Origin of the sequence: Haematomicrobium sanguinis DSM 21259, from assembly GCF_000688395.1 — a bacterium.
Classification (GTDB): Bacteria; Actinomycetota; Actinomycetes; order Actinomycetales; family Micrococcaceae; genus Haematomicrobium; species Haematomicrobium sanguinis.
On sequence record NZ_JIAG01000003.1, the window covers coordinates 1 to 26382 of the forward strand.

26 protein-coding genes are annotated in these 26382 nt (G+C 62.2%); 16 read left to right on the forward strand and 10 right to left on the reverse strand.

All coding sequences use genetic code 11. The annotated features are described in order from the left end of the window. Positions 1–384: 384 nt before the first annotated feature. Positions 385–951: a DUF1697 domain-containing protein gene (locus O148_RS0102965; protein ID WP_035744681.1), complete on the reverse strand. Its 567-nt coding sequence runs from the start codon at positions 949–951 to the stop codon at positions 385–387. Positions 952–1106: 155 nt separating this feature from the next. Here O148_RS0102965 and O148_RS17495 point away from each other — a divergent pair, with 155 nt between their 5' ends. Further along, entirely contained in the window at positions 1107–2099 is a 993-nt protein-coding gene (locus O148_RS17495) for a hypothetical protein (RefSeq protein WP_051619758.1), read from the forward strand. A 75-nt stretch (positions 2100–2174) separates the two neighbouring features. Here the strand turns inward: O148_RS17495 and O148_RS0102975 are convergent, their stop codons facing one another. After that, on the reverse strand, positions 2175–2840 hold the full coding sequence (locus tag O148_RS0102975) for a response regulator (protein ID WP_026529734.1): 666 nt from the start codon (positions 2838–2840) through the stop codon (positions 2175–2177). Continuing rightward, the gene (locus tag O148_RS0102980; protein WP_026529735.1) at positions 2837–3982 is read right to left on the reverse strand and encodes a sensor histidine kinase; all 1146 of its coding nucleotides are present in this window, start codon (positions 3980–3982) and stop codon (positions 2837–2839) included. Before O148_RS0102980 ends, O148_RS0102975 begins: the two co-directional genes overlap by 4 nt. Positions 3983–4102: 120 nt before the next feature. Between O148_RS0102980 and O148_RS0102985 the strand changes: the two genes are divergently transcribed. From O148_RS0102985 to O148_RS14455, 7 genes are read left to right on the forward strand one after another with little or no spacing between them, the layout of a single operon-like run. After that, positions 4103–4423, forward strand: coding sequence for a hypothetical protein (locus O148_RS0102985; RefSeq protein ID WP_026529736.1), 321 nt, complete (start codon positions 4103–4105; stop codon positions 4421–4423). Positions 4424–4435: 12 nt separating this feature from the next. After that, positions 4436–5176: a GAP family protein gene (locus tag O148_RS14445; RefSeq protein ID WP_051619759.1), complete on the forward strand. Its 741-nt coding sequence runs from the start codon at positions 4436–4438 to the stop codon at positions 5174–5176. A 57-nt stretch (positions 5177–5233) separates the two neighbouring features. Beyond that, a complete protein-coding gene (locus tag O148_RS0102995) occupies positions 5234–5743 on the forward strand; it encodes a hypothetical protein (RefSeq protein WP_026529737.1) in 510 nt (169 codons plus the stop codon). Between the two features lie 41 nt (positions 5744–5784). Continuing rightward, positions 5785–6606, forward strand: a complete 822-nt coding sequence (locus O148_RS0103000) for an exodeoxyribonuclease III (protein ID WP_026529738.1) — start codon at positions 5785–5787, stop codon at positions 6604–6606. A gap of 21 nt (positions 6607–6627) precedes the next feature. Further along, positions 6628–7638 carry a tryptophan--tRNA ligase gene (trpS, locus tag O148_RS0103005; RefSeq protein WP_035744685.1) on the forward strand — a complete coding sequence of 337 codons (1011 nt, stop codon included), beginning with the start codon at positions 6628–6630 and terminating at the stop codon, positions 7636–7638. Between the two features lie 5 nt (positions 7639–7643). Continuing rightward, positions 7644–8207 (forward strand): 2'-5' RNA ligase family protein, encoded by a 564-nt coding sequence (locus O148_RS14450; protein WP_084157005.1) that lies wholly within the window; start codon positions 7644–7646, stop codon positions 8205–8207. 11 nt (positions 8208–8218) lie between these two features. After that, complete coding sequence (locus O148_RS14455) at positions 8219–9313, forward strand: YihY/virulence factor BrkB family protein (RefSeq protein ID WP_051619760.1); 1095 nt, start codon at positions 8219–8221, stop codon at positions 9311–9313. Between the two features lie 127 nt (positions 9314–9440). On the opposite strand, the gene O148_RS0103020 is transcribed toward O148_RS14455, so the two are convergent. The 7 genes from O148_RS0103020 to sdhC all read right to left on the reverse strand — a co-directional run bounded on the left by O148_RS0103020 (position 9441) and on the right by sdhC (position 16062). Further along, entirely contained in the window at positions 9441–10277 is an 837-nt protein-coding gene (locus tag O148_RS0103020; RefSeq protein WP_026529740.1) for a DUF4097 family beta strand repeat-containing protein, read from the reverse strand. Next, positions 10274–10945, reverse strand: coding sequence for a response regulator (locus O148_RS0103025; protein WP_026529741.1), 672 nt, complete (start codon positions 10943–10945; stop codon positions 10274–10276). The genes O148_RS0103020 and O148_RS0103025 overlap by 4 nt, the downstream gene beginning before the upstream one ends. Beyond that, positions 10933–12213, reverse strand: coding sequence for a sensor histidine kinase (locus O148_RS0103030; RefSeq protein WP_051619761.1), 1281 nt, complete (start codon positions 12211–12213; stop codon positions 10933–10935). Before O148_RS0103030 ends, O148_RS0103025 begins: the two co-directional genes overlap by 13 nt. 344 nt (positions 12214–12557) lie before the next feature. After that, positions 12558–13334, reverse strand: coding sequence for a succinate dehydrogenase iron-sulfur subunit (locus O148_RS0103035; protein WP_026529743.1), 777 nt, complete (start codon positions 13332–13334; stop codon positions 12558–12560). After that, on the reverse strand, positions 13334–15106 hold the full coding sequence (gene sdhA / locus O148_RS0103040) for a succinate dehydrogenase flavoprotein subunit (protein WP_026529744.1): 1773 nt from the start codon (positions 15104–15106) through the stop codon (positions 13334–13336). Before sdhA ends, O148_RS0103035 begins: the two co-directional genes overlap by 1 nt. An 85-nt stretch (positions 15107–15191) precedes the next feature. Beyond that, positions 15192–15680, reverse strand: a complete 489-nt coding sequence (locus O148_RS0103045; protein WP_026529745.1) for a succinate dehydrogenase hydrophobic membrane anchor subunit — start codon at positions 15678–15680, stop codon at positions 15192–15194. A gap of 4 nt (positions 15681–15684) precedes the next feature. Further along, on the reverse strand, positions 15685–16062 hold the full coding sequence (gene sdhC, locus O148_RS0103050) for a succinate dehydrogenase, cytochrome b556 subunit (RefSeq protein ID WP_026529746.1): 378 nt from the start codon (positions 16060–16062) through the stop codon (positions 15685–15687). A 285-nt stretch (positions 16063–16347) separates the two neighbouring features. Between sdhC and O148_RS0103055 the strand changes: the two genes are divergently transcribed. The 8 genes from O148_RS0103055 to O148_RS0103090 all read left to right on the forward strand — a co-directional run bounded on the left by O148_RS0103055 (position 16348) and on the right by O148_RS0103090 (position 26339). Then, a complete protein-coding gene (locus tag O148_RS0103055; protein ID WP_084157009.1) occupies positions 16348–17514 on the forward strand; it encodes a mannose-1-phosphate guanylyltransferase in 1167 nt (388 codons plus the stop codon). Positions 17515–17739: 225 nt separating this feature from the next. Continuing rightward, a complete protein-coding gene (locus O148_RS14460; RefSeq protein WP_035744691.1) occupies positions 17740–18921 on the forward strand; it encodes an amidohydrolase in 1182 nt (393 codons plus the stop codon). A 202-nt stretch (positions 18922–19123) separates the two neighbouring features. Further along, the gene (locus O148_RS0103065) at positions 19124–20239 is read left to right on the forward strand and encodes a BMP family lipoprotein (RefSeq protein ID WP_240470776.1); all 1116 of its coding nucleotides are present in this window, start codon (positions 19124–19126) and stop codon (positions 20237–20239) included. 77 nt (positions 20240–20316) lie between these two features. Next, entirely contained in the window at positions 20317–21843 is a 1527-nt protein-coding gene (locus tag O148_RS0103070) for an ABC transporter ATP-binding protein (protein ID WP_026529749.1), read from the forward strand. Then, positions 21836–23215: an ABC transporter permease gene (locus O148_RS14465; protein ID WP_075204261.1), complete on the forward strand. Its 1380-nt coding sequence runs from the start codon at positions 21836–21838 to the stop codon at positions 23213–23215. Before O148_RS0103070 ends, O148_RS14465 begins: the two co-directional genes overlap by 8 nt. Beyond that, positions 23212–24546, forward strand: a complete 1335-nt coding sequence (locus O148_RS0103080) for an ABC transporter permease (protein WP_026529750.1) — start codon at positions 23212–23214, stop codon at positions 24544–24546. The genes O148_RS14465 and O148_RS0103080 overlap by 4 nt, the downstream gene beginning before the upstream one ends. A 4-nt stretch (positions 24547–24550) precedes the next feature. Then, the gene (locus tag O148_RS0103085) at positions 24551–24976 is read left to right on the forward strand and encodes a cytidine deaminase (RefSeq protein WP_035744694.1); all 426 of its coding nucleotides are present in this window, start codon (positions 24551–24553) and stop codon (positions 24974–24976) included. A gap of 58 nt (positions 24977–25034) precedes the next feature. Further along, positions 25035–26339 (forward strand): thymidine phosphorylase, encoded by a 1305-nt coding sequence (locus tag O148_RS0103090; RefSeq protein WP_026529752.1) that lies wholly within the window; start codon positions 25035–25037, stop codon positions 26337–26339. Positions 26340–26382: the final 43 nt, after the last annotated feature.

A 26382-nucleotide genomic window follows, 5' to 3' on the forward strand; every position in this document is an offset into this window, starting at 1 on the left:
CGGTTTGAAGAATGACTCGCTGCTCAAAACTCAACCGCGAATACGCCCTCCCCCGCGCCCTCACGCCCCCGCCGCTCTCCATCAACGCCGTGTCCGGTACACGAGGACCCGTCATGCCCCCGCGGGAGCCATACACCAGTTCCATACCAGCCAGTCTGGCAAACCTGTTCACACTCGTGCGCGCCACCCCGACACGCTCAGCCACCCGCACCGCGGAAACACCCCGAGCAAGCAAATCAAGGCACAACGAAACCTTCCACCACGGAATCACAGCAGGCACGACACACACTCCAAAAAACTCAGGTGTTGCACTAGCCCCTTGAAACCACTGACGTTGTTCGCGTTGCATGTGGCAACTCGCGCGTCGCGTGGTGGCAAGGTAGGTCAGGTCGCGTGTGCTGAGAGCAACCGCAACCCCGTTCCCCGGGTGCGCGTCGTCGCGCGAACTGGATACGCGGTTTCGAGAATCTTGGTGGGTGCCCCGACCTGATTGCCTCGTTGCCGAATGAGCGTCACGACAATCCCGCCTTCAATGCCGAGGAAATCCGTGTCGCCGAGGCTGTTCGTCCAGGGGTATCCCCGCTCCATGCCAAGCTGCGTTCCCGGTTTGGCACGTACCCAGGTGAGACACTCACGGTAGGTGTCCTCGCGTTGGTGACGCTCGAACAGTGGCGAGTTCGCTGCCGCCGAGAGTGCGTCGATTGTCGAAAGAAAGCCGACGTCCGTGTAGTCGACTCGGTCGTTGAGTAGAGCCGTGGCGCGGTCCAAGACCGCTTCGGCCAGGCCTGGCTCCGCCTCAAAAACGACGGTCCCATTGGTTTGGAAGGACGCCGCCGACATCGCCCCTGCGTCAGTGAACGCTTGTTCGAGGTCCCCTCGACGCGGCGACCCGCGATGCCCCAAATTCATGTTTCGGAAAAGCGCAACGTATTTGATGGCAGACTCCTTCACCGTGACGGTCCTCGCATCACACGCTACCTGCGCGAGTTGCCACGTCGAAAGGGTTTCGCCGCGCCATTCGCGTCGCAAGTGGCAAGTCGCGGTAGTCGCGGGGCGGCCTGTGGATAACGTCTGCGCGAAATTTTCGAACGCGCTTCAATGGGGTGATGAATCCACGCACACCACGGCCGCTTCCCGATGCGCTCTCCGGCTACGCGTTCAGAACGAAGAATGCCTTTGAACTCGGCGTCACCCCAGGCGAACTGCAACGCCAGGAGGTCAGCACCATCAGCCGAGGCGTTCGGGCGGTCCACAAGCATGAATCTTTGGAACTCGCGGAATACTTCGAGGTCGCGGCAAGTGTCGTTGGCGAAACTCTCCACGGAGTAGCAAGCCACATCACGGCAGCGAGGCTGCACGATATTCCCCTACCGTGGCGCCTACCAAGCGTCGAGAAGCTCATTTCGGGCCGGCGCGTTCGGTGTCTGGTCAGGAGCGTCATCCATGTTACGGTGCCCGCTGGACAGCGAACCCCACGACGCAGGGAAGCACTGGGGTACTCCAAAGCAATACAGCAATCAGAAATTGTTGACGCTTTCGGCATCCCCACCACCTCACTGCCGCGAACGTTGCTTGACCTCACTCGGTGGCTTGATGATCACAGCTTGGTGGTGGCACTCGATAGCTTGTTCTCAGGAGGCGCTCGCTCGCCGAAGCACAGCAAGATCGCCCGATTGACCCGAGCCGAAATGCAGGCATATCTCAAAGGAAAATCGGGCCAACGGGGGATCAAACGATTGCGCTTCACGATGGATCGAGCGGTCACCGGAGCCGATTCCCCGCCGGAAACCGAGCTGCGGCTGGCGCTGGAGGAGGCCGACCTTCCCCCGTTCCTCGCCAACGTCCCCGTTCTCGACGAAACGGGGTACCCGGTCATCTGGCCCGACCTGTCCAACGCGGAATTCCGAGTCTGCATTGAATACGAGGGTGCCGTGCACCTGACGCCAGAACAGCTTCATCGCGACACCAACCGAGATCTGCGGGTGCAAATGCACGGCTGGCTACAGGTTCGGATCACGAAGATCGACATGAAAAACCCGCACATCGCGGTTCTCAAGGTACGCTCGGCACTCCTCCGCAATGGCTGGAAACCGAATTAGCTCGCGACTTGCCACATCCAACGCGAAAGGCGCCGCGAAAACCGTCGCACGTGGCAACTCGCGGAAGAGGGGGGACTAGACGTCATGTTCGGCGTAGAAAATCGCCGCCTGTACCCGTGACTGCAGACCCAACTTCGTCAGGACGTTGGACACATGCGTTTTGACCGTCGTCTCCGCAATACCCAGCTGACGAGAAATCAACCTATTCGAAAGGCCCTCACCCAGAGCGCGCAACACCGCACGCTCGCGCGAGGTGAGGGAGGCAATCAGGTTGGCATCGCCGTCGTAATTCAGCTCAGGCTCCACGCGAGGCGGCGAAACGGACGCGAACTCGGCAATCAGCCGACGCGTCATTTCGGGGTCCACGGCACCGCGCCCGGCCGCGACATCCCGCACGGCGCGCACCAAATCCGCTGCGTCCGCGGACTTCAACACAAACCCCGCGGCACCGGCGCGCAAGGTCGCGAAGAGATATTCGTCCAGGTCGAAGGTTGTCAGGATCAGCACCGGGGCGAGGGATTCGGCCACGATCCGGCGGGTCGCTTCCACACCGTCAACACCGGGCATCCGCACGTCCATGAGCACCACGTCGGGGCGCAGCGAGCGGACCATGGACACGCCGCGTTCGCCTTCGGCCGCCTCGCCGATGACGCACACGCCGGCCGACTCGAGGATCATCCGCATTCCGGCCCGCACCGGCGCGTGATCATCGATGAGCACCACCTGAATCGCCGCGCTCACGCCACACCGCCGGGCACCACCAGTTGCACCCGCCAAGCATGCGGACCCTCCGGCCCCACGCTGAGCCGCGCCCCCAGTTGGTCTGCGCGCAACCGCATGTTGCCGAGCCCATGGCCACCGGCGTGCCCCTGCTCGGCGCCGGGCGGTACGGGATTGCGCACGTCCAGCTCCACGCGCTGGCCCTCGGAGCGCACCGACACCGAAATCGGCTCGCCCGGCGCGTGTTTCATGGCATTCGTTACCGCCTCGCTGGCAATCCGATACACCCCCGCGTCGGTCAGACGGGGAAGTTCAGGGACGTCGCCGATACTCAGCGACACCTCATGCCCGGCCGCCCGAGCCCGTGCCGCGAGAGTGCCCAGGTCCGCCAGTCCACCGACGGGGTCTGGCTGCGACCGCTCGGCCAATACCGTGACCATCGAGCGCATGTGCGCAAGCGCCTCCACCGACTCGCGCCGAATTTCGGCCAGAATTGCCGTCCGGGCGGGCCCATCGGGGGCGGCAAGCGCGGCCTGTGACTGCAGCGCGATCGCGGACAGGTTGCCCGAGACGGTGTCATGGAGTTCGGTGGCCATATGGTTGCGCTCCCGGTTCACCGCGAGCTCACGCTCTTGCTCGGCATTGTGAAGAACGACGGCGGTACGCGCCTTTTCGAGTTCGGCCAGTTCGCGTTCCTTACGGATATTGTCCGCCCACTCGATCGGGAGCCAATATGTCAGGGCGGACTGCATCGCCACGAGTAGGGCATACCGAAACTCTTGGCTGAGCGCCCAGGTGACGCCGGTGGTCGCGATGGACAGTGCCACGGCCACGATGTGCGCAATCTGGCGCACGCGGGGGCTTCCGCTCAAGGTCGCCACGAAGAACGCTTCAAACAGAAATACAAACATGGCTAGCGTGCCGCCAGTGGCCAGTCCCAGTAGTGCTCCAATGGTCAGGGACGGTAGCGCAACCTTTATATTCCGTTCCCGGAATAGAACGCCCACGAGTCCTATAGCCAACGAAGCATATAAGATGACCGGCGAATCCCAGAGCGGTGGCACCGTCCCGAGCCGCATCAAATCGGTGGCGATCAGCAAGACGAAAAGCACCAGGTACGCGCCGACCCAGTACATCGAGCTGCGCATTGTCACCGGGATCATGTGGCCATTCTTCCCGGTTATCCCCCCCAGTCCAAGAGCCAACGGCTGGTACTTAAGGATGACCAACAACCGGCACTTTCGCCCTAACCGTCACCGCGCGCGCCGGGACAGGCTGGACCCATGACACACGAACAACCTCCCGCCGGGCCTCCCACAAACGCCCCCGCCACCGCGAAACAACCCAAGACCGCAGGCGTCTACCTCCGCAATTTCGCGATTCACGCCGGCATTTTCGCCCTCGCCAATCTCGTCCTGAGCTTTTCCGGCAATTCCTGGATCTCAGGGGTCATCAGCGGCGAATGGCCTGTCAACACCCTGCTCGCCGGTGTCGACGGCCCATTCCTGGTCAACACGACCCGCATCTGGACAATCGTCCTGGCCGTGGACGCGATCTACGCTCTGGTCAAGGCCGGGAGCGCCGCCTCGCGCACCGGCGCCTAGACCGGCACGATCGTGAGCCTGGAAACCGCGCTGCAACTTGGCGTTCTCGCGCTTATCGACTCGACCAGCATCGGAACTCTGGTCATACCGCTGTGGCTGCTGCTCCGCCGGAACACCGATGCCATGGGCGGCAAGGTCATTGCCTATCTCGGGGTACTTGGCACCTTTTACTTCGGTGTGGGCATCGCTCTGCTGCTCGGCGCAACCGCACTCTGGGAATCCATGAGTAGCGGCGCCGAAAGCCTCGGCGACCTGCCGGCCGTGCGATGGGCCGCCACGGCGCTGGGGGTCGGGCTCATCATCTGGGGCTTTACGACCAGCAAGAACAAGCGCGCCGCCTCACCCGACGCCCGTTGGGGCACCCGCATCGACACCGCGCTGGCCAGCCCCGCAGGCCTGGTGAGCCTGGCGCTCGTGGCGGGCGCGCTGGAACTGCCAACAATGCTGCCCTACCTCGCAGCGGTGGGAATACTGACCAACGCGAGTATCGCCGTCGTACCTTCCATAGGCGTGCTGGCGCTCTACTGCCTCATTATGCTCGTCCCGGCGCTCGCGCTGACCGCCGCGCGCCTCGGGTTCAAAAACACGCTCGACCCGCTATTGACCGCGCTCTCCCAAAAGCTGAGCGCGTGGACCAAGGACGCTGCGAAATGGATCGCCGCGATTGTGGGCATCCTGGTTCTCCGCTGGGCCGCGTTCAGCGCGGGCAGCCCGCTGCTGGAGATCCTGCAACAGTGGGAGAGGCCGCGCTAGGTTTCGCCGACAGGCAAAACCTGCTTGGCCCGCCGCCATATTTGGGACAATTAAGGCATGACGAACCCCGTGAACCTCCCCGGCGCCGCGGCGCAAAAGCGGCCCGCGAGCCTGCGCATGTCCACTATCGGCATGGCCGTGATGGCCGTCGTGCTGTTGGTCGCGATCATTTTTGCGGCGAATCAGAATGATGTGATCGGCTGGCTTGTGGTGATCATTTCCGGCGGCTGGCTCGCCCTGTTCGCGTTCATTGTGTTCGGGGTCAAGCGCGCGGCCAAGAGCGCGAGCGCCAAGTTTGAGGCGGCGCAGGCCCAGTTTGCCGGGGGCATGAAGAACGACGGCGCGCCAAGCCCCGATCCCGTGCGTGACCAAAAATTGGGGCACAGTTTCAAGATTGTCCAGGTTCAGGAGCGGGTTATTCGCGAGGAACTAGCCAAGGGGGACGGCGGCGACGCCGACCAGGTGGCACGCGCGCTGGAGACCATCCAGATCACCTCGCACAACGCGATGGAAATGCTCAAAACCAAACCGAAAAGCGGTCCGGTCGAGGGTGAGGTTATCGACTAACCGGGCGCGCGCGGGTTCGGCTGAAGTGTTAGTTTAGGTGAGTGAGTTCCCAGGAGAGCGCAGTGCGCATTGCCAGTGTCAACGTCAACGGGCTTCGTGCCGCGTACCGTAAGGGCATGGCGGAGTGGCTGGCGCCGCGCGAGGTCGACATTTTGACCCTGCAAGAGGTGCGCGCACCGGACGAAATTGTGCACGAACTTTTGGGGCCGGATTGGGCCGTGGTGCACGCCGAGGCCGAGGCGAAAGGGCGTGCCGGCGTGGCTATTGCCGCACGCGTCGGTGCTGTCACCCCCACCGATACGCGCATCGGCATTGGTGAAGAATACTTTGCCACCTCCGGTCGCTGGGTCGAGGCCGATTTTGATGTCAACGGCAAGAAGTTGACCGTGGTGTCCGCATATGTGCACTCCGGTGAGGCCGATACGCCGAAACAGGTCGATAAATACCGCTTCCTGGACCGTATGATCGAGCGCTTGCCGGAATTGCGCGCGGGCGCCGACTACGCCCTTGTCACCGGCGACCTCAATGTGGGCCACCGCGAGCTCGACATTAAGAACTGGCGCGGAAACACCAAGAAGGCCGGGTTCCTCCCCGAAGAGCGCGCCTATTTTGATCGTTTCTTTGGCGAGGAGATCGGCTGGGTCGATGTTGCTCGCCGCCACGCGGGCGAGGTTGAAGGCCCGTACACCTGGTGGTCCATGCGGGGCCAGGCTTTTGATAATAACACCGGTTGGCGCATCGACTATCACATGGCCACCCCCGAGCTGGCCGATGTGTCCGGCAACCCCACGGTTGACCGCGCCGGCAGTTGGGACACCCGATGGTCCGATCACGCCCCGCTCGTTGTTGATTATCAGCTCTAGAACCCAAGGATTTACCCGCTCATGAACGCAAAACCTCGCGCGCTTTCTGGCGTCAAGCCCACCGCGTCCTCGCTCCACCTCGGCAACTACATCGGCGCGATTAAAAACTGGGTGAAAATGCAGGAGGACTATGACTCCTTCTACTTCATTCCGGATCTGCACGCCATCACCGTGGACTTCGACCCGGCCACGCTGGCCGAACGCACCCGCAATACGGTGGCTCAATACATTGCCGCCGGGGTGGATCCGAACGAGTCCACCCTGTACGTCCAGTCCCAAGTTCCCGAGCACGCGCAGCTTGCCTGGGTCCTCAACTGCATCACCAGTTTTGGCGAAGCCAGCCGCATGACGCAGTTCAAGGACAAGTCGCAAAAGGGCGGCGCCGATTCCTCCACCGTGGGGCTGTTCGCTTACCCAATGCTCATGGCCGCGGACATTCTGCTCTACAACGCCAACTTTGTCCCGGTCGGCGAGGACCAGCGCCAACACCTGGAGCTCACGCGCAACCTTGCGGGCCGGTTCAACAACCGGTTTGGCGAGGTATTCACCATGCCGGAGCCGCTGATCTTCAAGGAAACCGCGAAGATCTATGACCTGCAAGAGCCCACCAGCAAGATGTCCAAGACCGGGCTCTCACCCAACGGCGCGATCGATTTCAGTGACGAGCCCAAGGTCGTTGCGAAGAAAATCAAGTCCGCGGTGACCGATGACGGCTCGGAAATCGCCTTCGACCGGGACAACAAGCCCGGCGTGTCCAACCTGCTCACGATCTACTCGGCGCTGACCGACCGACCGATCGAGGCCATTGTCGAGGAGTACCGCGGCAAAATGTATGGGCACTTGAAGGTGGATCTGGCGGACATTGTGGTGGAAGCGATGACCCCGATCCGCGAGCGCGTCGCCGAGCTCAAGGCGGAGCCGGAGAAGCTGGATGAGATCATTGCGCACGGCGCCGAGAAGGCCCGCGCCATTGCGCAGGACACGCTCAGCAAGGTCTATGACAAGGTCGGATTCCTCGCTGCGGCGAAGTAACTGCCATGACTCCAATTGCCTCGACGTCGCCGACTCCGTCTATGGACGGGGCCGGGTCGATTGGTGTCATCATCGAGGTCCCGGAGCCTTTGCGCGCCACGATCCAACGCTGGCGGGAGCGGTACGGGAAGCACGACGGCGTTGCCCCCGTTCCACCGCACATCACCTTGATCACCGGTGCCCAAATACATGATTGGGCGCAGACCATTTCGCATATTCGCGAGGTTGTTGCCTCTTGGGGTTCGTTTAACGTGGGCTTGCGCGGGAGTGCGACGTTCCGGCCGGTCAGCCCGGTGGTGTACTTGAATATCACCGACGGCTTTGCCGAATGCGAGTCCTTGCACGCCGCATTGCGTACCGGGCCGTTGGGGCGGGAACTGGAGTTTCCCTATTACCCGCACGTGACGATTGCGCACCATGTGGGCGACGCCGATCACGAAACGTTGGACGCGGCGCAGGAAAAATTAGCCGATTTTGATGCAGAGTTTAAAGCAAGCACCGTTGGCGTCTATGAGTTGAACCCTGACGGTGGATGGAATTTGCGCGAGGAGATTGCGCTGGGGAACTAACGGAGGCAAAAATGGCGCGGCAGCGTAAGCCTGATAAGCCCGTGGCAATTGACCCGATCGATCGGCCCAAATTGATCTTGGCGAAGGTGGAGGCAAAGCGGGCGCTCGGCCGGGCGCGGTTGTCTGGGGCCAACGTCTTTGGGCTAATCGGCCCGCTCTTCGGTTATCTGATGGCGTGGCTCAACGCGACCAAACCGATGCGCGCGTTCACGGTGTACAACATGCGACACGGCCCGCTCATGGCCGCCGGTTGCGCTTACAACATGTTCTTTTCCATTGCCGCGCTCTTGGTTGCCGGGTTCTCGATCCTGGGCCTGGTGGTTTCAGGCAACACCGACCTACAAAACGCGGTGGTTAACGCCGTGGCCTCAACCACGCCCGGACTGATTGACACCGGCAACGGGGGACTCGCAACACCAGACCAGTTATTCAGCCAGCAACGCGGCTTCTCACTCGCGCTGATCATTTCCTTGGCGACCCTGCTATTCACTTCCCTCGGCTGGATCGCCGGTTTGCGCGAAGGCATCCGCGGGATATTTGCGCTGCCACCGGTATTCATGAACTTTGTGCTGCTGAAACTGCGCGACCTGGGCATCCTGCTCGTCTTGGGCGTCGCACTTGTCGTCACTACGGTCATAGCGGGTGTCGCAACGGCCGGCCTCGACTGGATACGCTCCACCTTCAATCTCTCCGGCCCGGTCGCGACTCTTCTGGCCGCCGGCGTGACCCCTCTGGTCTTGTTAGCACTGGACATGATTGTCGCCGTCGTTCTTTTTAAAGGTGCGTCCATGGTGAGCATGCCGGCTAAGGCGATGTGGCACACTGCCCTCATCGCCGGTGCCGGGAGCACCATCCTTCGCATGTTGAGCGGCGTGCTGTTGGCCAACGTCGGCAAGAATAATCCGGTGCTCGCCTCGTACGCGGTGGTCATTGCCCTGTTCGTGTGGTTCTTCTTCTTGTCGCAGGTGTACCTGATCGCGGCTGGCTGGGGGACAATCACCACCGCCGATGTCAAGGCTCGCGACCACAAGGACGTCCAGAGGCGCCGCGGGTCCCTGCGCCAGCGTGCCCGCCGACCGCGCGCGGCCCGGCAGGGTGCCGGCTAGGTCAATGACGACGGCGTTGCCTCCCTTGGCCTTCGCCGTCACCGCCTCCCCGTCCCCGTCTATGTAGCGCGACACGCCGAGGAAACCCGTGTTTCCTCGGCGTGTCGCGCTACATAGATGAGGAGGGCTAGGGGGCGTAGCGGACCGTAATGTCTCCCGTACTGCTATCAGCGCGGATCGAACGGTCCGCGTTCGGCTCATTGGTCACGCCGACGTTGACACTACCGACGGCCGTATCCGTTTGAACCCGATACGCGGCATTGGGCACCTCAAGAGTCACGTCACCCGTACTCGTTTCGGCGACAGCGCCTCGGAGCGAGCCAGTCACGGTTGCGTTGATCGACCCGGTGGACGTGCCGAGTTTGAGGTTGAGATTGTCTCCCGTGCCTCTCAGAGAGACGTCACCGGTGGAGGAGGCGACCTCCACATTGACCGGCAACGCACCAGCCCCGGACGCATCGAGCGTGATTGTTCCCGTGCCCGAACCTGCTTTGATGCGCTCCAAATCGTTGAGCGGGATTTCCACGCGCACCGTGCCGGAGTCGAAGCCACCGATCAGGGGATTGAGCTGAAAGAAGCTGAATCCGCCGCGGTAGCCGACCTTCAAGGTGCCGTTCTCCACGGCGGCGACAAACTCGCGGCCGCCCCAGGATGAGGTGACGCCCTTGCTGACAACCCGCGCGGTGCCATCCGGTGAGGCCACAATCTGTACATCCTCCGAGTTGACGGCAAGGTCCAACGCCGTGATGTTGTCGCTGAATTCTCGGGCGACATCGGTCTTGGTGGCCGCCAACGTATTGAAATTGGAGAGCGTCGATTGGGTCAGCAAGAGAAGCGCAATGAGCGCGCCGATCGATAGCAAGATCGTTGCCAGTGAAGTACTTCGTTCCGGCGGGGGCGGTTGTATTTCCCGGAAGTTGGGTGGTGTTGGTTGCGTGGGCTGTTGCGGTGTGTAGGTGCTCATGATTCTCCTTGTGAATGCTGACTGCTGCCTTCCAGATAGCGCAGCACGGCGAGGACGCGCCGGTTTTCGCCGGCAACGGGGACTAGGCCGAGCTTGGTGAAGACGGAGTTGACGTGTTTTTCCACCACGGACGCGGTGATGTAGAGCCGCTCGGCGATCGCGGAGTTCGCCAGGCCCTCCGCCATGAGTCCCAGCACTTCGCGTTCGCGCGGACTGAGCGAGGCCAATTGCTCGGCGCGCCGGGAACGGACCAAGATTTGCGCCACTACTTCGGGATCCAAGACGGTTTCTCCTTGTGCGATTCGGGCAATCGAGTCGAGGAACTGGGCCACGTGGGCTACCCGGTCTTTGAGGAGGTAGCCGAAGCCGCCGCCCCCATCGCGAATGAACTCGGACGCGTAACGTTCCTCCACGTATTGGCTAAAAATCAGCACCTTGAGTTCGGGGTACCGTGAACGCAACATGGCCGCTGCGCGAATCCCCTCGTCGGTGAAGGTCGGCGGCATTCGCACATCCATGAGCGCCAACGCGGGGGAGTGAGCCTCCACAATCTCGCTCAGACCCTCCACGGATGGGATGGAAGCGACTACCTCGTGACCGGCGTCGTCGAGAAGTCGCTCCAGACCGGCGCGAAGTATCTCGGAATCCTCAACGATTAGGATGCGCATGGAACCTCCACCGTCAATGTCGTGGGTCCACCCGTCGGGCTCACCAGAGCGATGGAGCCGCCCAAGGCTTCTACCCGATCCCGCACCCCATCGAGACCCGAGCGCCCAAGCCGCCGCGCGCCGTCGTTCATCTTTGTCGGGGACGAAAGCCGCGCGCCTCCGGTGCCACTGTCGAAAACGGACGCGGACAGCCGCCCCGGTGTGCCCGAGCAGACCACGCGGACCTCGCAGTTGGTAGCGCCGGCGTGCTTGGCGACGTTGGTGAGCGCCTCGGCGACGCTGTAATAGATCGCTTCCTCGCTTACCGGACTGCAGTGGCTGCTGACGCTAATGCTGAGCGTCACGGGCATGGGCATGGAGGCGACTAGCGCGGACAACGCCGCGTCGAGTCCGCGGTCGGTCAGCACGGCCGGCCGGATGCCGCGAGCAAGTTGGCGCAGTTCGGTGATCGCGTCGGTTGCGTCCTTGTGCGCGGCGTCCAGCAGTTCGGCTGCGCGTGCCGGGTCTTCAGCCAATTTTGTGCGCGCCATGTCCACGCCCATTGCCACCGACACGAGCCGCGGCTGCACGCCGTCATGCAGGTTGCGCTCAATCTGCGAGCGGTCCTGCGAAGCGACGTTGAGCGCGCTGGAGCGTTGGGCGCTCGCCGCATCGCGTTGCTCTGTCAACTCCTGCACCTGTAGCTTGCGAGAGGGGCCAAGCAGTGCACGGGCGAGTGCCGGTTCCACCTTGGAGTACATGAACAGCAACCCCAGCGCAGCCAAAAGTACCGCGATTCCGATCAGGACGAGCCCCCAGTTGGGCAGGTCCGCCCAGTACGCAGCCTGCGCTTGGTCCCGGTACAGCGGCGAAAAGAGCGCCGCAACGGACCAGGCGGTGCCGCCGTAGACCAGCACGATCAGCGCCGAGGTCAGCGCACAATTGGTGAGCACGTAGAGCAGTGTCTTCCACGTCGGCGCCTCGGTGAATCGTAGCCACAGGTTGTGTGCGAAACCCTTGAAACCGGGGTAAATGCTCACGCGCGTGGTTGGCGCCTCGATGATGTCGCCGTACACGGAGGGGATCCGCGTCCGGCCAACCCGCGCGATTGGTCCGACCAGCAGCAATGCGGCCGCGAGCGGGATCACGCCGAAGCCGAGCGCCACCAGGGTGGACACGCCGGTGGCAATGAGCACGGTCATGATGATGAATATTGCGAGAGAAATGACCCAGGTGATCGCGAGATCCGCCCCGGCCTTGGCGAAATTGAGTGCTGGATGTGTCTTCACACCACTCAATCTATCCGGCGCCGGCGCGGGACCGCTCTGGTGCACGCCCCTCTTTTTCACCGGGGGTTAACCCCCAGCCTCCCCGAATACCCTCGGCCCGTGAATGACGACGGCGTTGCTCGCCCCAAGCGTCTCGGTGCACCTTTGCGATTCGCGCACCCAGGCGAGGAGAAATAAAAGGAGGTTGCCTTAAGAAGGCAACCTCCCGCCGTCGTGCATTACCAAGGTGCGTCCGAACCCTGCCGCGACCCGCGCGAAATCTGCACACTCGAAATCCACTGTGCAGATAATGCACACTTTAACGGCGTGTCGCGCGCGTGTTTTGCACAGTCGATTGTGAGGAGTTAGACGGTGCGGTTGAGGATCGCGGCCTTGACCTCTTGGATCGCCTTGGTGACCTGGATGCCGCGCGGGCAGGCGTCGGTGCAGTTGAAGGTCGTGCGGCAGCGCCAGACGCCTTCCTTGTCATTCAAGATTTCCAGGCGCATGTCGCCGGCCGAGTCACGCGAATCGAAAATGAAGCGGTGCGCGTTCACGATCGCGGCCGGGCCGAAGTACTGGCCGTCGGTCCAGAACACCGGGCAGCTCGTGGTGCAGGCGGCGCACAGTATGCACTTGGTGGTGTCATCGAAGCGCTCGCGATCCTCGGGGGACTGCAGGCGTTCCTTGGTCGGCTCGTGTCCGCTGGGGATCAAGAACGGCATGATCTCGCGGTAGGACTGGAAGAACGGTTCCATGTCCACAATGAGATCTTTTTCAATCGGCAGGCCCTTGATCGGCTCCACCGTGATCGGCTTGGAGGTGTCCAGGTCCTTCAGCAACGTCTTGCAGGCGAGGCGGTTACGCGCGTTGATGCGCATCGCGTCCGAGCCGCACACCCCGTGCGCGCAGGAGCGGCGGAAGGAGAGCGAACCGTCGATGTCCCACTTGATCTTGTGTAGCGCATCCAGCACGCGGTCCGTGCCGTACATGGTGAGCTGGTAGTCCTCCCAGTGGGCCTCGTCGCTGACCTCGGGGTTGTAGCGGCGGACCTTCAGGGTGATGTCAAAGGACTCGATCGCGTTTGAGCTGGATTCGCCCAGATCGACCTTGGAGGCTGGTTCAACGGTTTCGGTAGCCATCAGTACTTACGCTCCATCGGCTGGTAACGGGTGAACACCACGGGCTTGGTCTCTAGCTTGATGCCCTTGATGCCGTCGGTTTCTGCGTTCGGGTCTTTGTACACCATGGAGTGCTCCATGAAGTTTTCGTCGTCACGCTCGGGGAAGTCTTCGCGGTAGTGTCCGCCGCGGGACTCTTCGCGGGAGAGGGCAGCCACGGTCATGACCTCGGCAATGTCCAGCAGGAAGCCGAGTTCCACGGCCTCGAGCAGGTCCAGGTTGAACCGCTTGCCCTTGTCCTCGATCGAAATGTTTTTGTACCGCTCGCGGAAGGACTCGATGTCATCCAACGCCTTCTGCATGGTCTCCTTGGACCGGAATACCTGCATGTTGGCGTCCATGGTGTCCTGTAGTTCCTTGCGGATTTGCGCGACGCGTTCGGTGCCGTCGGCGTTGAGCACGTGGTCCAGAAGACCCTTGGTGTAGGCCTCGGGGTCCTCGGGGAGTTCCACGAATTCGGCGTCCTTGGCGTATTCGGCGGCGGCGATACCGGCGCGCTTACCGAAGACGTTAATGTCCAGGAGCGAGTTGGTGCCCAGGCGGTTAGACCCGTGCACGCTCACACAAGCGACCTCGCCGGCGGCGTACAGGCCCGGAACAACGGTGTCATTGTCCTGCAACACCTCGGAGGAAATCTTGGTCGGGATGCCGCCCATCGCATAGTGCGCCGTGGGGAAGACCGGAACCGGCTCGGTGTAGGGCTCCACACCCAGGTAGGTGCGCGCAAACTCGGTAATATCCGGGAGCTTCGCGTCAATGTGCGCGGGCTCCAGGTGGGTCAGATCCAGCAGCACGTAATCCTTGTTCGGGCCTGCGCCGCGGCCCTCGCGAACCTCGTTGGCCATCGAGCGAGCCACAATGTCACGTGGAGCAAGGTCTTTAATGGTCGGCGCGTAGCGCTCCATGAATCGCTCGCCCTCGGCGTTACGCAAAATCGCGCCCTCGCCGCGGGCGGCCTCGGAAAGCAGAATGCCGAGCCCGGCAAGACCGGTCGGGTGGAACTGGAAGAACTCCATATCCTCCAGCGGCAGTCCGCGACGGAATGCGATGCCCATGCCGTCACCGGTCAAGGTGTGCGCATTGGAGGTGGTCTTGAAGACCTTGCCGACGCCGCCGGACGCGAACACCACGGACTTGGCTTGGAACACGTGCAGTTCACCGGTCGCGAGCTCATAGGCGACAACGCCGGCAGTGCGCTTGACCTTCTTGCCGTCAACTTCCTCTTCGGCCAAAAGCAGGTCCAGCACGTAGAACTCGTTGTAGAACTCCACGTTGTGCTTCACACAGTTTTGGTACAGCGTCTGCAAAATCATGTGGCCGGTGCGGTCCGCGGCGTAGCAGGCGCGGCGAACCGGGGCCTTGCCGTGGTCGCGGGTGTGGCCGCCGAAGCGACGCTGATCGATCTTGCCTTCGGGGGTGCGGTTGAACGGCAGGCCCATCTTTTCCAGGTCCAGCACCGCGTCGATGGCCTCCTTCGCCATGACCTCGGCGGCGTCCTGATCCACCAGGTAGTCGCCGCCCTTGACCGTGTCAAAGGTGTGCCACTCCCAGTTGTCCTCTTCCACGTTCGCCAACGCGGCGCACATACCGCCTTGCGCGGCGCCGGTGTGGGAGCGGGTGGGGTAGAGCTTGGTGAGCACGGCGGTCCGCGCGCGCTGCCCGGACTCGATGGCCGCGCGCATACCGGCGCCACCGGCGCCGACAATCACCACGTCGTACTTATGTACCTGCATACTTGCCGCTCTTTTCTCAATATTTCTGGTGCGTGAAGTTCAGGCGAGCCGACACGCTTAAAGGAGGCATCGCCGTCGTAGGTAATTAAGGTGCCGGACAGAAGCTCGGGAGCAGGCTCGGGTCGGCGCTTGGCGGGCACGGGTCGAAGGTGAAGATGACCAGCGTGCCGAGCACAATGATGGTCGCGGACGCCACGTACAGGATGCCCTTGAGCCAGGCGCGCAATGTGGTGCTTTCCGCGTAATCATTAATAATCGTGCGCAGACCGTTGGTGCCGTGCAGCATGGCGAGCCACAACAAAACCAGGTCCCAAATTTGCCAGAACGGGCCCGCCCATTTACCGGCAACAAAACCGAAATCAATTTGCTTGACGCCCTCGCCCGCAACCAGGTTGGAGAACAAGTGCGCGAAAATCAGGACAACCAAAACCACGCCGGAAATGCGCATGAACAGCCAGGCGATCATTTCAAAGTTCGGGCGAAGTCCGGGGATGCCGGCGTTAGTGCGCTTGTACTCGCTCGGGATTTTTCCGCCGGATCCGGAGGCGCTGCGCGGTGCTTCAATGGTGCTCATGTGCCTACTCCCCGAAAATCACGAACATTTGACGGATGGCGAAAGGAATCATGACCAGCGCCCAGGCGATCATGACGCCCCAGAACATTTGACGCTGATACTTGGGGCCCTTCTTCCAGAAATCCACGGCCACCAAACGCAGGCCGTTGAATGCGTGGAACACGATCGCGGCAACCAATCCCAATTCACCGAAACCCATGAGCGGGTTCTTATAGGTGGAAATGACCGCGTTATACGCCTCGGGGGAAACTCGCACGAGGGCCGTATCAAGAACGTGAACCAGCAGGAAGAAGAAAATAACTACACCAGTAATACGGTGAGCCACCCAGGACCACATGCCGTCGCGGCCGCGGTAGAGTGTGCCGACCTTCGTGTCGATCACGGTAAATCCTCTCTGCGAAGCATGAGGCGAGCGCCCGAAATCCCGCACAGATTCAGCATCGTCGCAACTGCTTAAACTCAAGAATAATCTAGGCTTGGCGCGTGCACTGCTTCAATTTAGGCTCGCCTACCTTTTCCCATTGAAGCACGACGGCGTTGCTCGCCTTGGCCGCGTTGCGCGCCGGGTTTTTGGGCTGAGCTAGTGCCAGGGGTGGGCGCCAGTATTGCTAATGTCACCCATGTGAATGAGGGCGGAGTTGCCCGCGGTGCACTATCGTTTAGCGGGATGGAACCTACAACGAGCGCGCAAACTGGGTCTTCCCAGTCAGCGGGGGCGCAGCGCAATGACGAGATTCTGGACCGTTTCTATGGGGTGATTCCGGCCGGGGGCGTGGGCACCCGGCTGTGGCCCTTATCACGTGCCGCGGCGCCAAAGTTCCTGCATGATCTGACCGGATCCGGCTCCACCATGATTCGGGCCACTTATGATCGCCTGTGCCCGCTGGCCGGAGATCGCATCATGGTGGTGACCGGGAAGGTGCACCGACACGCGGTGTTGGCGCAGCTGCCCGAGCTGCAGGACGAGAACCTGGTTTTGGAGTCTGAACCCAAAGACTCGGGGGCGGCGATTGGTTTGGCCGCCGCAATTCTGCACGAGCGGGACCCCAATATCATCATGGGTTCTTTTGCGGCCGACCATGTCATTGCCCCGATCGAGGCGTTTCAGGAAGCGGTGCGCGAGGCCATTTTTACGGCGGCGACCGGGAAGATCGTGACGATCGGCATTGAGCCGACGCACCCGTCGACCGGGTTCGGCTACATCAAGTCCAACGGGGCGCTGTCCGTGCCCGGGGCCCCGCACGCGCGTGCGGTCGAAGAGTTTGTGGAAAAGCCGTCCGAGGCGGTGGCTAAGGAGTATGTTGCGAGCGGGCAATACAGCTGGAACGCCGGCATGTTTGTGGCGCCGGTTGCGCTGATGCTCAAGCACTTGGAGGCGAATCAGCCGGAACTCTACGCCGGGCTCATGGAGATCGCCCAGGCGTGGGATACCCCGCAGCGGGTGGAAGTGGCTAAGCGCGTGTGGCCGAGCTTGCCGAAGATTGCGATCGACTACGCGGTGGCCGAACCAGCGGCGGCGGTCGGTGACGTGGCGGTGATCCCGGGGACGTTCACCTGGGATGATGTGGGGGACTTTGCCGCGATTGGGCGGCTCAACCGTGCCACCGAGACCGATGGCATTTCGGTCATTGGCGACGGTAACCGGGTTTTCGCCGAGGACGCCACCGGTGTGGTGGTGGCAGACACCAAGCGCCTGATTGCGCTGATCGGTATCGAAGATGTGGTCATTGTGGACACCCCGGACGCGCTGCTGGTCACCACGACCGAGCATGCACAGCGGGTTAAACAGACCGTCGAGTCGCTCAAGGCGAGCGGGGAGACCGAGGTTCTCTAGCCGCACCTGCGCCCGTTCATCCGCTAATTGCGTTTTCATCCCGCAATTGCGTCATGAAAACGCAATTAGCGGATGAACGGCAGGATGGGTTGGCTGTCATGGGGTGACATATGGCATGACTCGCCTGCCGGAGAGCGCTAGTGTTGTGGGGTGGAAAGTTCGACGTTGACGACGCACCAAACAGGCGATCGGCCTGAGAACCGGTCAGAGAATCAGCCCGGCACCGTGGCCGCCCTCGTAGCGCCGCTGCTCGACCAATTGCGTGCATTCCGGCGCCAGATGCACCAGGATCCAGAACTTTCCCGCCACGAAGAGCGCACCACCGACCGCATTGTCGAAACCTTGGAGTCCGCGGGCCTGGCGCCGCAGCGGCTGGCCGAGACCGGCGCTTTTGTGGACATTGGAAACGGGCCTATAGCCATTGCCTTGCGCGCCGATATCGATGCGCTCCCCGTCCTGGAAGAGACGGGACTCGAGTATGCCTCGCAGAACCGCGGCATCACCCACGCCTGCGGCCACGATATCCACACCACGTCCATGCTCGGCGCGGCGCTCGCCCTGCACCGTTACCACCAAGAGTTCGGCCTCGGGGCCACCGTTCGGGTGATTTTCCAACCCGCCGAGGAGACCATGCCAGGCGGCGCGCTGGACGTCATCGAGCAGGGGGTCTTGGATGAGGTGCCACGGGTATTGGCACTACATTGCGATCCGCGCATCGATGTGGGTCAGGTGGGAACCCGAATCGGGGCAATCACCAGTGCCTCGGACACCATTCGGGTGGAACTCTCCGGGCACGGCGGCCACACCTCGCGCCCGCACCTGACCGAGGACCTGGTTTTTGCTCTCGCCCAGATTGCTACTAACGCCCCTGCCGTGCTCTCCCGCCGCATCGATGTGCGTTCGGGTGTGTCTGTGGTGTGGGGACACATCAACGCTGGGAGCGCTCCCAACGCCATCCCGGGCACCGGCTTTATCGCCGGAACCATGCGCTGCCTCGACGCCGAAGCCTGGACCAGCGCGGGCGACCTGCTGGACGAGGTCGTCAAGGACATCGCCGCACCCTATGGAGTCGACGTCAAACTCCAGCACGTGCGCGGTGTGCCGCCGGTGGTGAACCGCGAGGAAGAAACCGCGCTGATTGAAACCGCCGCCCGCGCGGAAATTGGACCACACGCCGTCGTACTCACTCCGCAGTCGATGGGTGGCGAGGATTTCGCGTGGATGACCCACAAGGTGCCCGGCGCCATGATGCGCCTGGGCACCCGGACGCCGGGCGGGGAAACCTATGACCTGCACCGCGGCGACTACATCCCGGACGAGGGCGCCATCGAGGTCGGCGTCAAGGTCATGACCGGGGCCGCTTTGCGCGCCGCGGCCGAGCTCGTGGACGCCAAGCGCGCACAGTGATGCCGAACCGTTAGCGTTTCGGCGACGGTGTGCGCCAGGTCACCCGGTATGGTTATGCTTATACGCCTGAGGCATTACGAAACCAGAACGCCGACACGCGGCGTGCGGACAACGCGGTCCGCGCGACTGCGCACCAGAGTCGCAGCGAAGTCATTCCACTGACGCCTTGGGGAAACCACTCGAATCATCAACGGAGGCCATCTTGACTACCTCTTTCGTGCCCAAGAAAAAGTGGGGCATTGCATCTCTTTCGCTGATCGCCGCCTCGGCACTTGTCCTGTCCGGTTGCGGTGCGCCCCCAGGTGAAGGCGGGGACGGCGGATCCACGGCCGCGGCCACCCAGTATGGCGATTTCCTGGGGTGCATCGTTTCCGACTCCGGCGGATTCAATGACCAGTCCTTCAACCAGTCCTCTTATGAGGGTCTGGAGCAGGCTAAAGCCGAGTTCGGCATCAACGTCAAGGAAGCTCAGTCCAAGGCCGACTCGGACTACGCGCCCAACATGAATCAGATGATGCAGGCCGGATGCGACTTGACGCTCTCCGTTGGGTTCAAGCTGGCCGACGCCACCAAGGCCGCAGCAACTGAGAATCCCGATGCCAAGTTCGCGATCATCGACTTTGGCGACCTCGGCGTTCCCAACGTGAAGCCGATCCAATACGACACCGCGCAAGCAGCATTCCTGGCCGGGTACTTGGCTGCCGGGCAAACGAAGACCGGCAAGGTTGGCACCTTTGGAGGTATCAAACTTCCCACCGTGACCATCTTTATGGACGGCTTCTATGACGGCGTGCAGTACTACAACGAGCAAAAGGGGAAGAACGTCGAGGTGCTCGGCTGGAACAAGGACACCCAAGAAGGCGCCTTTGCCAACACATTTGAAATCATCCAGGAAGGCACAAAGGCCGCCCAAAACCTGATCAACGAGGGCGCCGACATCGTTCTTCCGGTCGCTGGACCGCTCGGCTCCGGTGCAGGTGACGCGGTTCTTGCCGCTAACGACGCCGGCAAGGACGTGTCTCTCATCTGGGTTGACTCCGATGGATACGAATCGGCACCGAAATACAAGAGCATCATCCTGACCTCGGTCATGAAGCAGATGAAGAAGTCCGCATACGAGGTCACGAAGGAAACCGCAGAGGGCAACTTCTCCGCCGAGCCCTATATCGGCACGCTGGAGAATGATGGCGTGGGCCTTGCCGAGTTCCACGACTTCGACTCCAAGGTCAGCGACGAAATGAAGAAGGAGCTTGAGGACATCAAGGCCGGAATCATCGATGGCTCGATCAAGGTCGAATCGGCGGCCAGCCCTAAATAGTTGGAATCATGTCACCGTGAGCGTCCCGTCCGGACGCTCGCGGTGACATGTGTTTTCACCGCAAAGATTGCTCAACCATGAAACTTGAACTTCAAAAAATCACCAAGAAATTTGGTGATTTCACCGCCAATGATGCTATTGACCTGGTGGTGCAACCACGCCAAGTCCACGCGCTTCTGGGAGAGAACGGTGCCGGGAAATCTACCCTCATGAACGTGCTCTACGGCATCTATGAGCCGACCAGCGGGGACATCCTCATCGACGACAAACCGGTCACCTTTGCAGGTCCGCGCGAGGCGATGAAGGCGGGCATTGGCATGGTGCACCAGCACTTTATGCTGGTCGAACCATTCACTGTTGCCGAGAACGTGGCACTGGGCAATGAAAGCACCGGATTTGCTGGCGCTTTGGACCTGGAATCCACCAGAAAGCGGATTCGCGATATTTCGGACCGATACGGGTTCAACGTTGACCCGGACGCTGTGGTGGAGGATTTGCCCGTCGGCGTTCAGCAGCGGGTGGAAATCATTAAGGCGCTGGTGCGGGACGCCGACATTCTCATCCTGGACGAGCCCACCGCCGTGCTCACCCCGCAAGAAACCGACGAGCTCATCGAGATCATCAAGCAGCTCAAGGACAGTGGCAAGGGCATTGTCTTCATTTCGCACAAACTGCGCGAGGTCAAGGCGCTTGCCGACGTCATCACCGTGATCCGCCGTGGCAAGGTGGTGGGCCAGGCATCTCCCGACGCGAGCCCCACCGAACTCGCTGAAATGATGGTTGGACGAGCAGTCAGCCTCACCTTGGAAAAGGATGCTCCGAAGCGCGGCGAGGTGAACTTCGTCGTCGAAGGACTCACTGTCGCCAACAACGCGGGCACCACTGTCCTCGACAATGTGTCCTTCGACATTGCCGACGGTGAGGTTCTCGCGGTCGCCGGAGTACAAGGTAACGGACAGACCGAACTCACCGAAGCCATCATGGGCATGCAATCAAACGTCTTCGGTTCCGTGAAACTGCACGGCAAAGAACTCATCCACCAAAGCGTCCGCAAGACCTTGCGCCAAGGAGTCGGCTTTGTGCCCGAAGACCGGTCCGTGGAAGGTCTCGTCGGGCCGTTCAGCATTGCTGACAACCTGGTCCTGGATCTTTACCAGAATCCCGAATTCTCTCACCTGGGCACCATGAAGCGACCGGAAATCGATCGCAACGCCACAGAAAAAGTCGCCGAATTCGATATTCGCGCTCAGAGCCCGCAAGACCCGGTGGCCTCGCTCTCTGGCGGAAATCAGCAAAAGGTCGTCATGGCGCGTGAACTCTCCCGGGACTTGAAACTCTTCATCGCATCCCAGCCCACGCGCGGCGTGGACGTGGGATCTATCGAATTTCTACACAAACGAATCATTGCCGAACGCGACAAGGGTGTGCCGGTCTTGATCGTTTCCACCGAACTAGAGGAAGTCAGCGAACTCGCCGACCGCATCGCCGTGCTCTACGCAGGGCGGCTCATGGGCATTGTCCCCGGCGACACCCCGCGCGAAGTTTTGGGTCTCATGATGGCCGGAATGAGCGCCGACGAAGCCTTGGAGGCACACCGTGTCTGAGACTGTCATGACGCCGCAAGTGGCACCGGAAACCGCGCCGAAAGCGCCCAAAGAGTTTTCCTGGCACAAGGTTTTCCAACAAATCGTGGCCGGACCCGTGCTCGTGTCCTTTTTCGCTGTGGTTGTTGCGCTGGTGATCGGAGCGCTGCTGATCGCGGTCACCGATGAACAGGTCGCGCGTGCGGCGGGCTACTTTTTCTCGCGGCCCGGGGACACCTTTGCCGCCGCGTTCAAAGCGATTGGTAACGCCTACGGCGCCCTTTTCCAAGGGGCCACCTATTACCCGAGTGCGAGAACCATTGGCGGACAACTCGCCTTCATGGAAACCCTGACCCAGGCAACCCCGCTGATCCTTGCGGGCCTTTCGGTGGCCGTCGCTTTCCGTGCGGGTCTCTTCAACATTGGCGCCCAGGGCCAGATCATTCTCGGCGCGATCTTCGGCGGCGCCGTCGGTTTTGGCACGAACCTGCCGCCGGTTATCCACCTGCTTCTGGTGATTATTGCAGGCGCACTGGGCGGCGCCATCTGGGGCGGTATTGCTGGACTGCTCAAGGCCCGCACCGGCGCCCATGAGGTCATCGTGACCATCATGCTCAACTACATTGCGGTTTCACTCCTCGCCTACATGCTCAACAACCCGTTCAAGGCCGAAGGGGGAGTTGAACCTATTTCAGAGCCGATGGGCCCGAACGCCATGTTCCCGGCGCTCTTCGGTAGCGAATTCCGGCTCAACTGGTCCTTCGTGCTCGCGATCCTGGCCGTGATCGGCACGGCATGGTTCTTGAACCGCTCCACTTACGGCTTTGAATTGCGCGCCATTGGCACCAACCCGCACGCCGCCCGCACCGCCGGCATGAACGTTCCCTTAGGCTTCACGCTCGCCATGGTGATCGCGGGTGCGCTCGCCGGCGTCGCCGGAGCCTCTCAACTGGCCGGGACGGAAAGCCGGCTCACCGGCGGCATCGCCGGCAGTATCGGTTTCGACGCGATTACCGTGGCGCTCCTTGGCCGATCCAAACCATGGGGCACCTTCTTCGCGGCGCTGCTTTTTGGCGCGTTCAAGGCCGGCGGTCAAACGATGGAAGTTCAGGCAGGTGTCTCCAGCGACATTGTGCTGGTTGTCCAGTCGCTCATTGTGCTCTTCATTGCAGCCCCGCCTCTCATCCGCGGACTTTTCGGTATGAACCGGGCGGCTCGAAAGCAGGCGAGAAGACTCGCTGTAGAGCGCGCCGACGAGGCCGAGAGCCAAGCCGCAACAGTCGCGGCCGACAGCGCGCTCGCCACCACCGAAGCCGCCCAGGCCGCAGATACCGCAGCGCCGGCACCGGACCCCCACACGAACAACCGCTCCGGCAAGGAGGCCGGCAAATGAGCCACGTAGCCACCACGCCGGAGAACCCCGGCACCCCTGACAACCCCGGCACCCCGGACGCCACGACAAAAACCGCGCCACAAGGCGTCCCCCTGGTGCGCCACTGGAAGGCGCCGATTGGCTTCGCGGTGCTCACCGCCGTCGCACTTCTCTTCTTTGCGATCCTCGGCCCGGACGGAACCGCAACCTTCCGCCTCAGCCGTGACCAGGACGCGGTCCAGCTTCCCGCGCTAGTCATCCCGGCGAAGGCCGCCGGGTACGTCATCGCGGTCATTTGCGCGCTCATCACGGTGCTCGCGTACCGCAAGGTCCGACAGACCGGCAAGACGCCCGGCTGGATGAGCGCGGTCATTGCCACCGTCTTTGTCGCCGGGTTTTTGATTTGGCTCGTCGGCGGCACAAACTCGACCACGATCTCCTTGGTTGGCCTTTTGACCGGCGCCATGCTGATCGTGGTGCCGATCGCGTACGGCGCGCTCTCCGGGATCATGAGCGAGCGCGCGGGCGTGGTCAACATTGCGATCGAGGGGCAGCTGCTCGGCGGCGCGTTCACCGCGGCGCTGGTCGGCTCGATGACCGGAAACGCGTTCGCGGGGCTCGTCGCGGCCGCGCTCGCCGGGGTCCTCGTGTCACTGGTGCTGGCAAGTTTCGCAATCAAATACCTGGTGAATCAGATCATTGTCGGCGTGGTGCTCAACGTGCTCGTGTCCGGACTGACCGGCTTCTTCTACGAAAAATTCATGGCGAGCCCCACCTCACCGCTCAACCAGCCGCCGCGCATGCCCGCGATCAAGATCCCGGTGTTGGGCGACATCCCGGTCATCGGCCCGCTGTTCTTCGACCAATCGATCCTGGGGTACCTGTTGCTGGTGCTGGTGGTCGGCATGTGGTGGGCGCTCTTCCGCTCCAAGTGGGGTCTGCGCGTGCGCGCGGTCGGCGAACACCCGCAGGCGGCCGACACGCTCGGCATTAACGTCAACCGCACCCGCTTCTGGAACGTGGTCCTTGGCGGGGCGATCGCGGGTATCGGCGGCGCATATTTCACGCTCGTGGCGACCAGCGCGTTTTCCAAGGACATGTCTGGCGGGCTCGGCTTCATTGCGCTTGCCGCGATGATCTTTGGGCGCTGGAATCCGATCGGCGCGTTCCTGGCGGCCATGCTTTTCGGTGTGGCGCGCAACCTCGAGTCCAACCTGTCCGTGGCCGGTTCCGCGGTGCCGGGCGAGTTCCTCAACATGCTGCCCTACGCGCTCACCATTCTCGCGGTGTCCGGGCTCGTGGGCCGGGCGCGTCCACCGGCTGCCAGCGGCGTCCCATATGTGAAAGGCTAGGGGCATGAGTACGACGGCGAGTGGTCGCCCAGGCGAGGAGGCCCAGGTGGATTGGGGTGCTTTGCGCGCCCTGGCCCAAGAGGCGATGGGCAAGGCCTATGTGCCGTATTCGAAGTACCCGGTAGGTGCGGCAGCGCTGTTGGACAATGGGCGTACCGTGTCCGGTTGCAACGTGGAAAATGCGTCCTATGGGTTGACGCTGTGCGCCGAATGCTCGCTGGTGTCCGCGATCCACATGGGCGGGGGCGGGCGTATTGTCGCGTTCACCTGCGTGGATGGGGCGGGCGAAATTTTGATGCCGTGCGGACGCTGCCGTCAGCTCCTGTATGAACACCGTGCACCGGGGATGGTGCTGGAAACGGTGTCCGGTCTGCGCACCATGGACCAAGTGCTCCCGGACGCGTTTGGGCCCGAGGATTTAGAAAAGTAGAAACGCGTTCCGGCCTCAGACGGGTTGGCGCGTGGGAGTTGAACTCAAGGAGAGATAAATGGCCGAGCAATTCGACACCGTAGACATCATCCGCACCAAGCGCGACAAGCACACCCTCACCCCGGAGCAGATCAAGTGGACCATTGACGCCTACACGCGCGGAGTCATTGCCGAGGAGCAAATGAGCGCGTTGGCGATGGCGATCTTCCTCAATGGCATGAATGACGAGGAAATCCTGGAGTGGACCCAGGCCATGATCGCCACCGGTGAGCGCATGGACTTTTCCGGGCTCACCTTGCCTAATGGCGCACAAAAACCGACCAGCGACAAGCACTCCACCGGCGGCGTTGGGGACAAGATCACCCTGCCCTTGGCGCCCCTTGTTGCCGTGTATGGCGTTGCGGTTCCGCAGTTGTCCGGGCGCGGGCTCGGGCACACCGGCGGCACCCTGGACAAGCTCGAATCCATTCCGGGCTGGCGCGCGAACCTCTCTAACGAAGAAATCATGAACCAGCTGCAGGACGTCGGTGCCGTGATTTGCGCGGCAGGCACCGGCCTGGCCCCGGCGGACAAGAAACTTTATGCACTCCGCGACGTCACCGCGACGGTGGAGTCCATCCCGCTGATTTCTTCCTCCATCATGAGCAAGAAAATCGCCGAGGGGACCGGCTCCTTGGTGCTAGATGTGAAGGTTGGCTCCGGCGCGTTCATGAAGGACGAGGAGCAGGCCCGCAAACTCGCCGAAACCATGGTGGCCCTTGGCAAAAACGCCGGCGTTCACACGGTGGCACTGCTGACAAATATGAGTACCCCGCTCGGCTTGACTGCCGGTAATGCGATCGAGGTGGAGGAGTCCGTCGAGGTGCTCTCCGGCGGCGGGCCCGAGGATGTCGTGGAATTGACCGTTGCGCTGGCGAAGGAAATGCTCGCTGGAGCCGGCATCACCGACGAGGATCCCCGGGAGGCGCTCAAGGACGGACGGGCGATGGATGTCTGGAACAAGATGATCCGCGCCCAAGGCGGCGACCCGGAAGCACCGCTACCGCAAGCAAAGTATTCCGAGGACATTCTCGCTCCGGCCGACGGTGTCATGACGAAACTGGACGCCCTGGACGTGGGTGTCGCCGCGTGGCGTCTCGGTGCTGGACGCGCCCGCAAGGAGGACGAGGTCCAGGCCGCCGCGGGCGTGCGTATGTACGCGAAACCCGGGGCAACGGTGAAGGCAGGGGAGCGCATCATGACCCTGTTGACCGACAAGGAAGACACTCTCCCGCGTGCCAAAGAAGTGCTGGAGAATGCGGTGGAGATCGCGCCGGAGGGCACGCGCGTCGATCAGCGCCTCATCCTGGGGCGGGTGGACTAAGCCGCATCTGGTTCCCCACGTCCAAGGAGGGGACGGTAGGGAA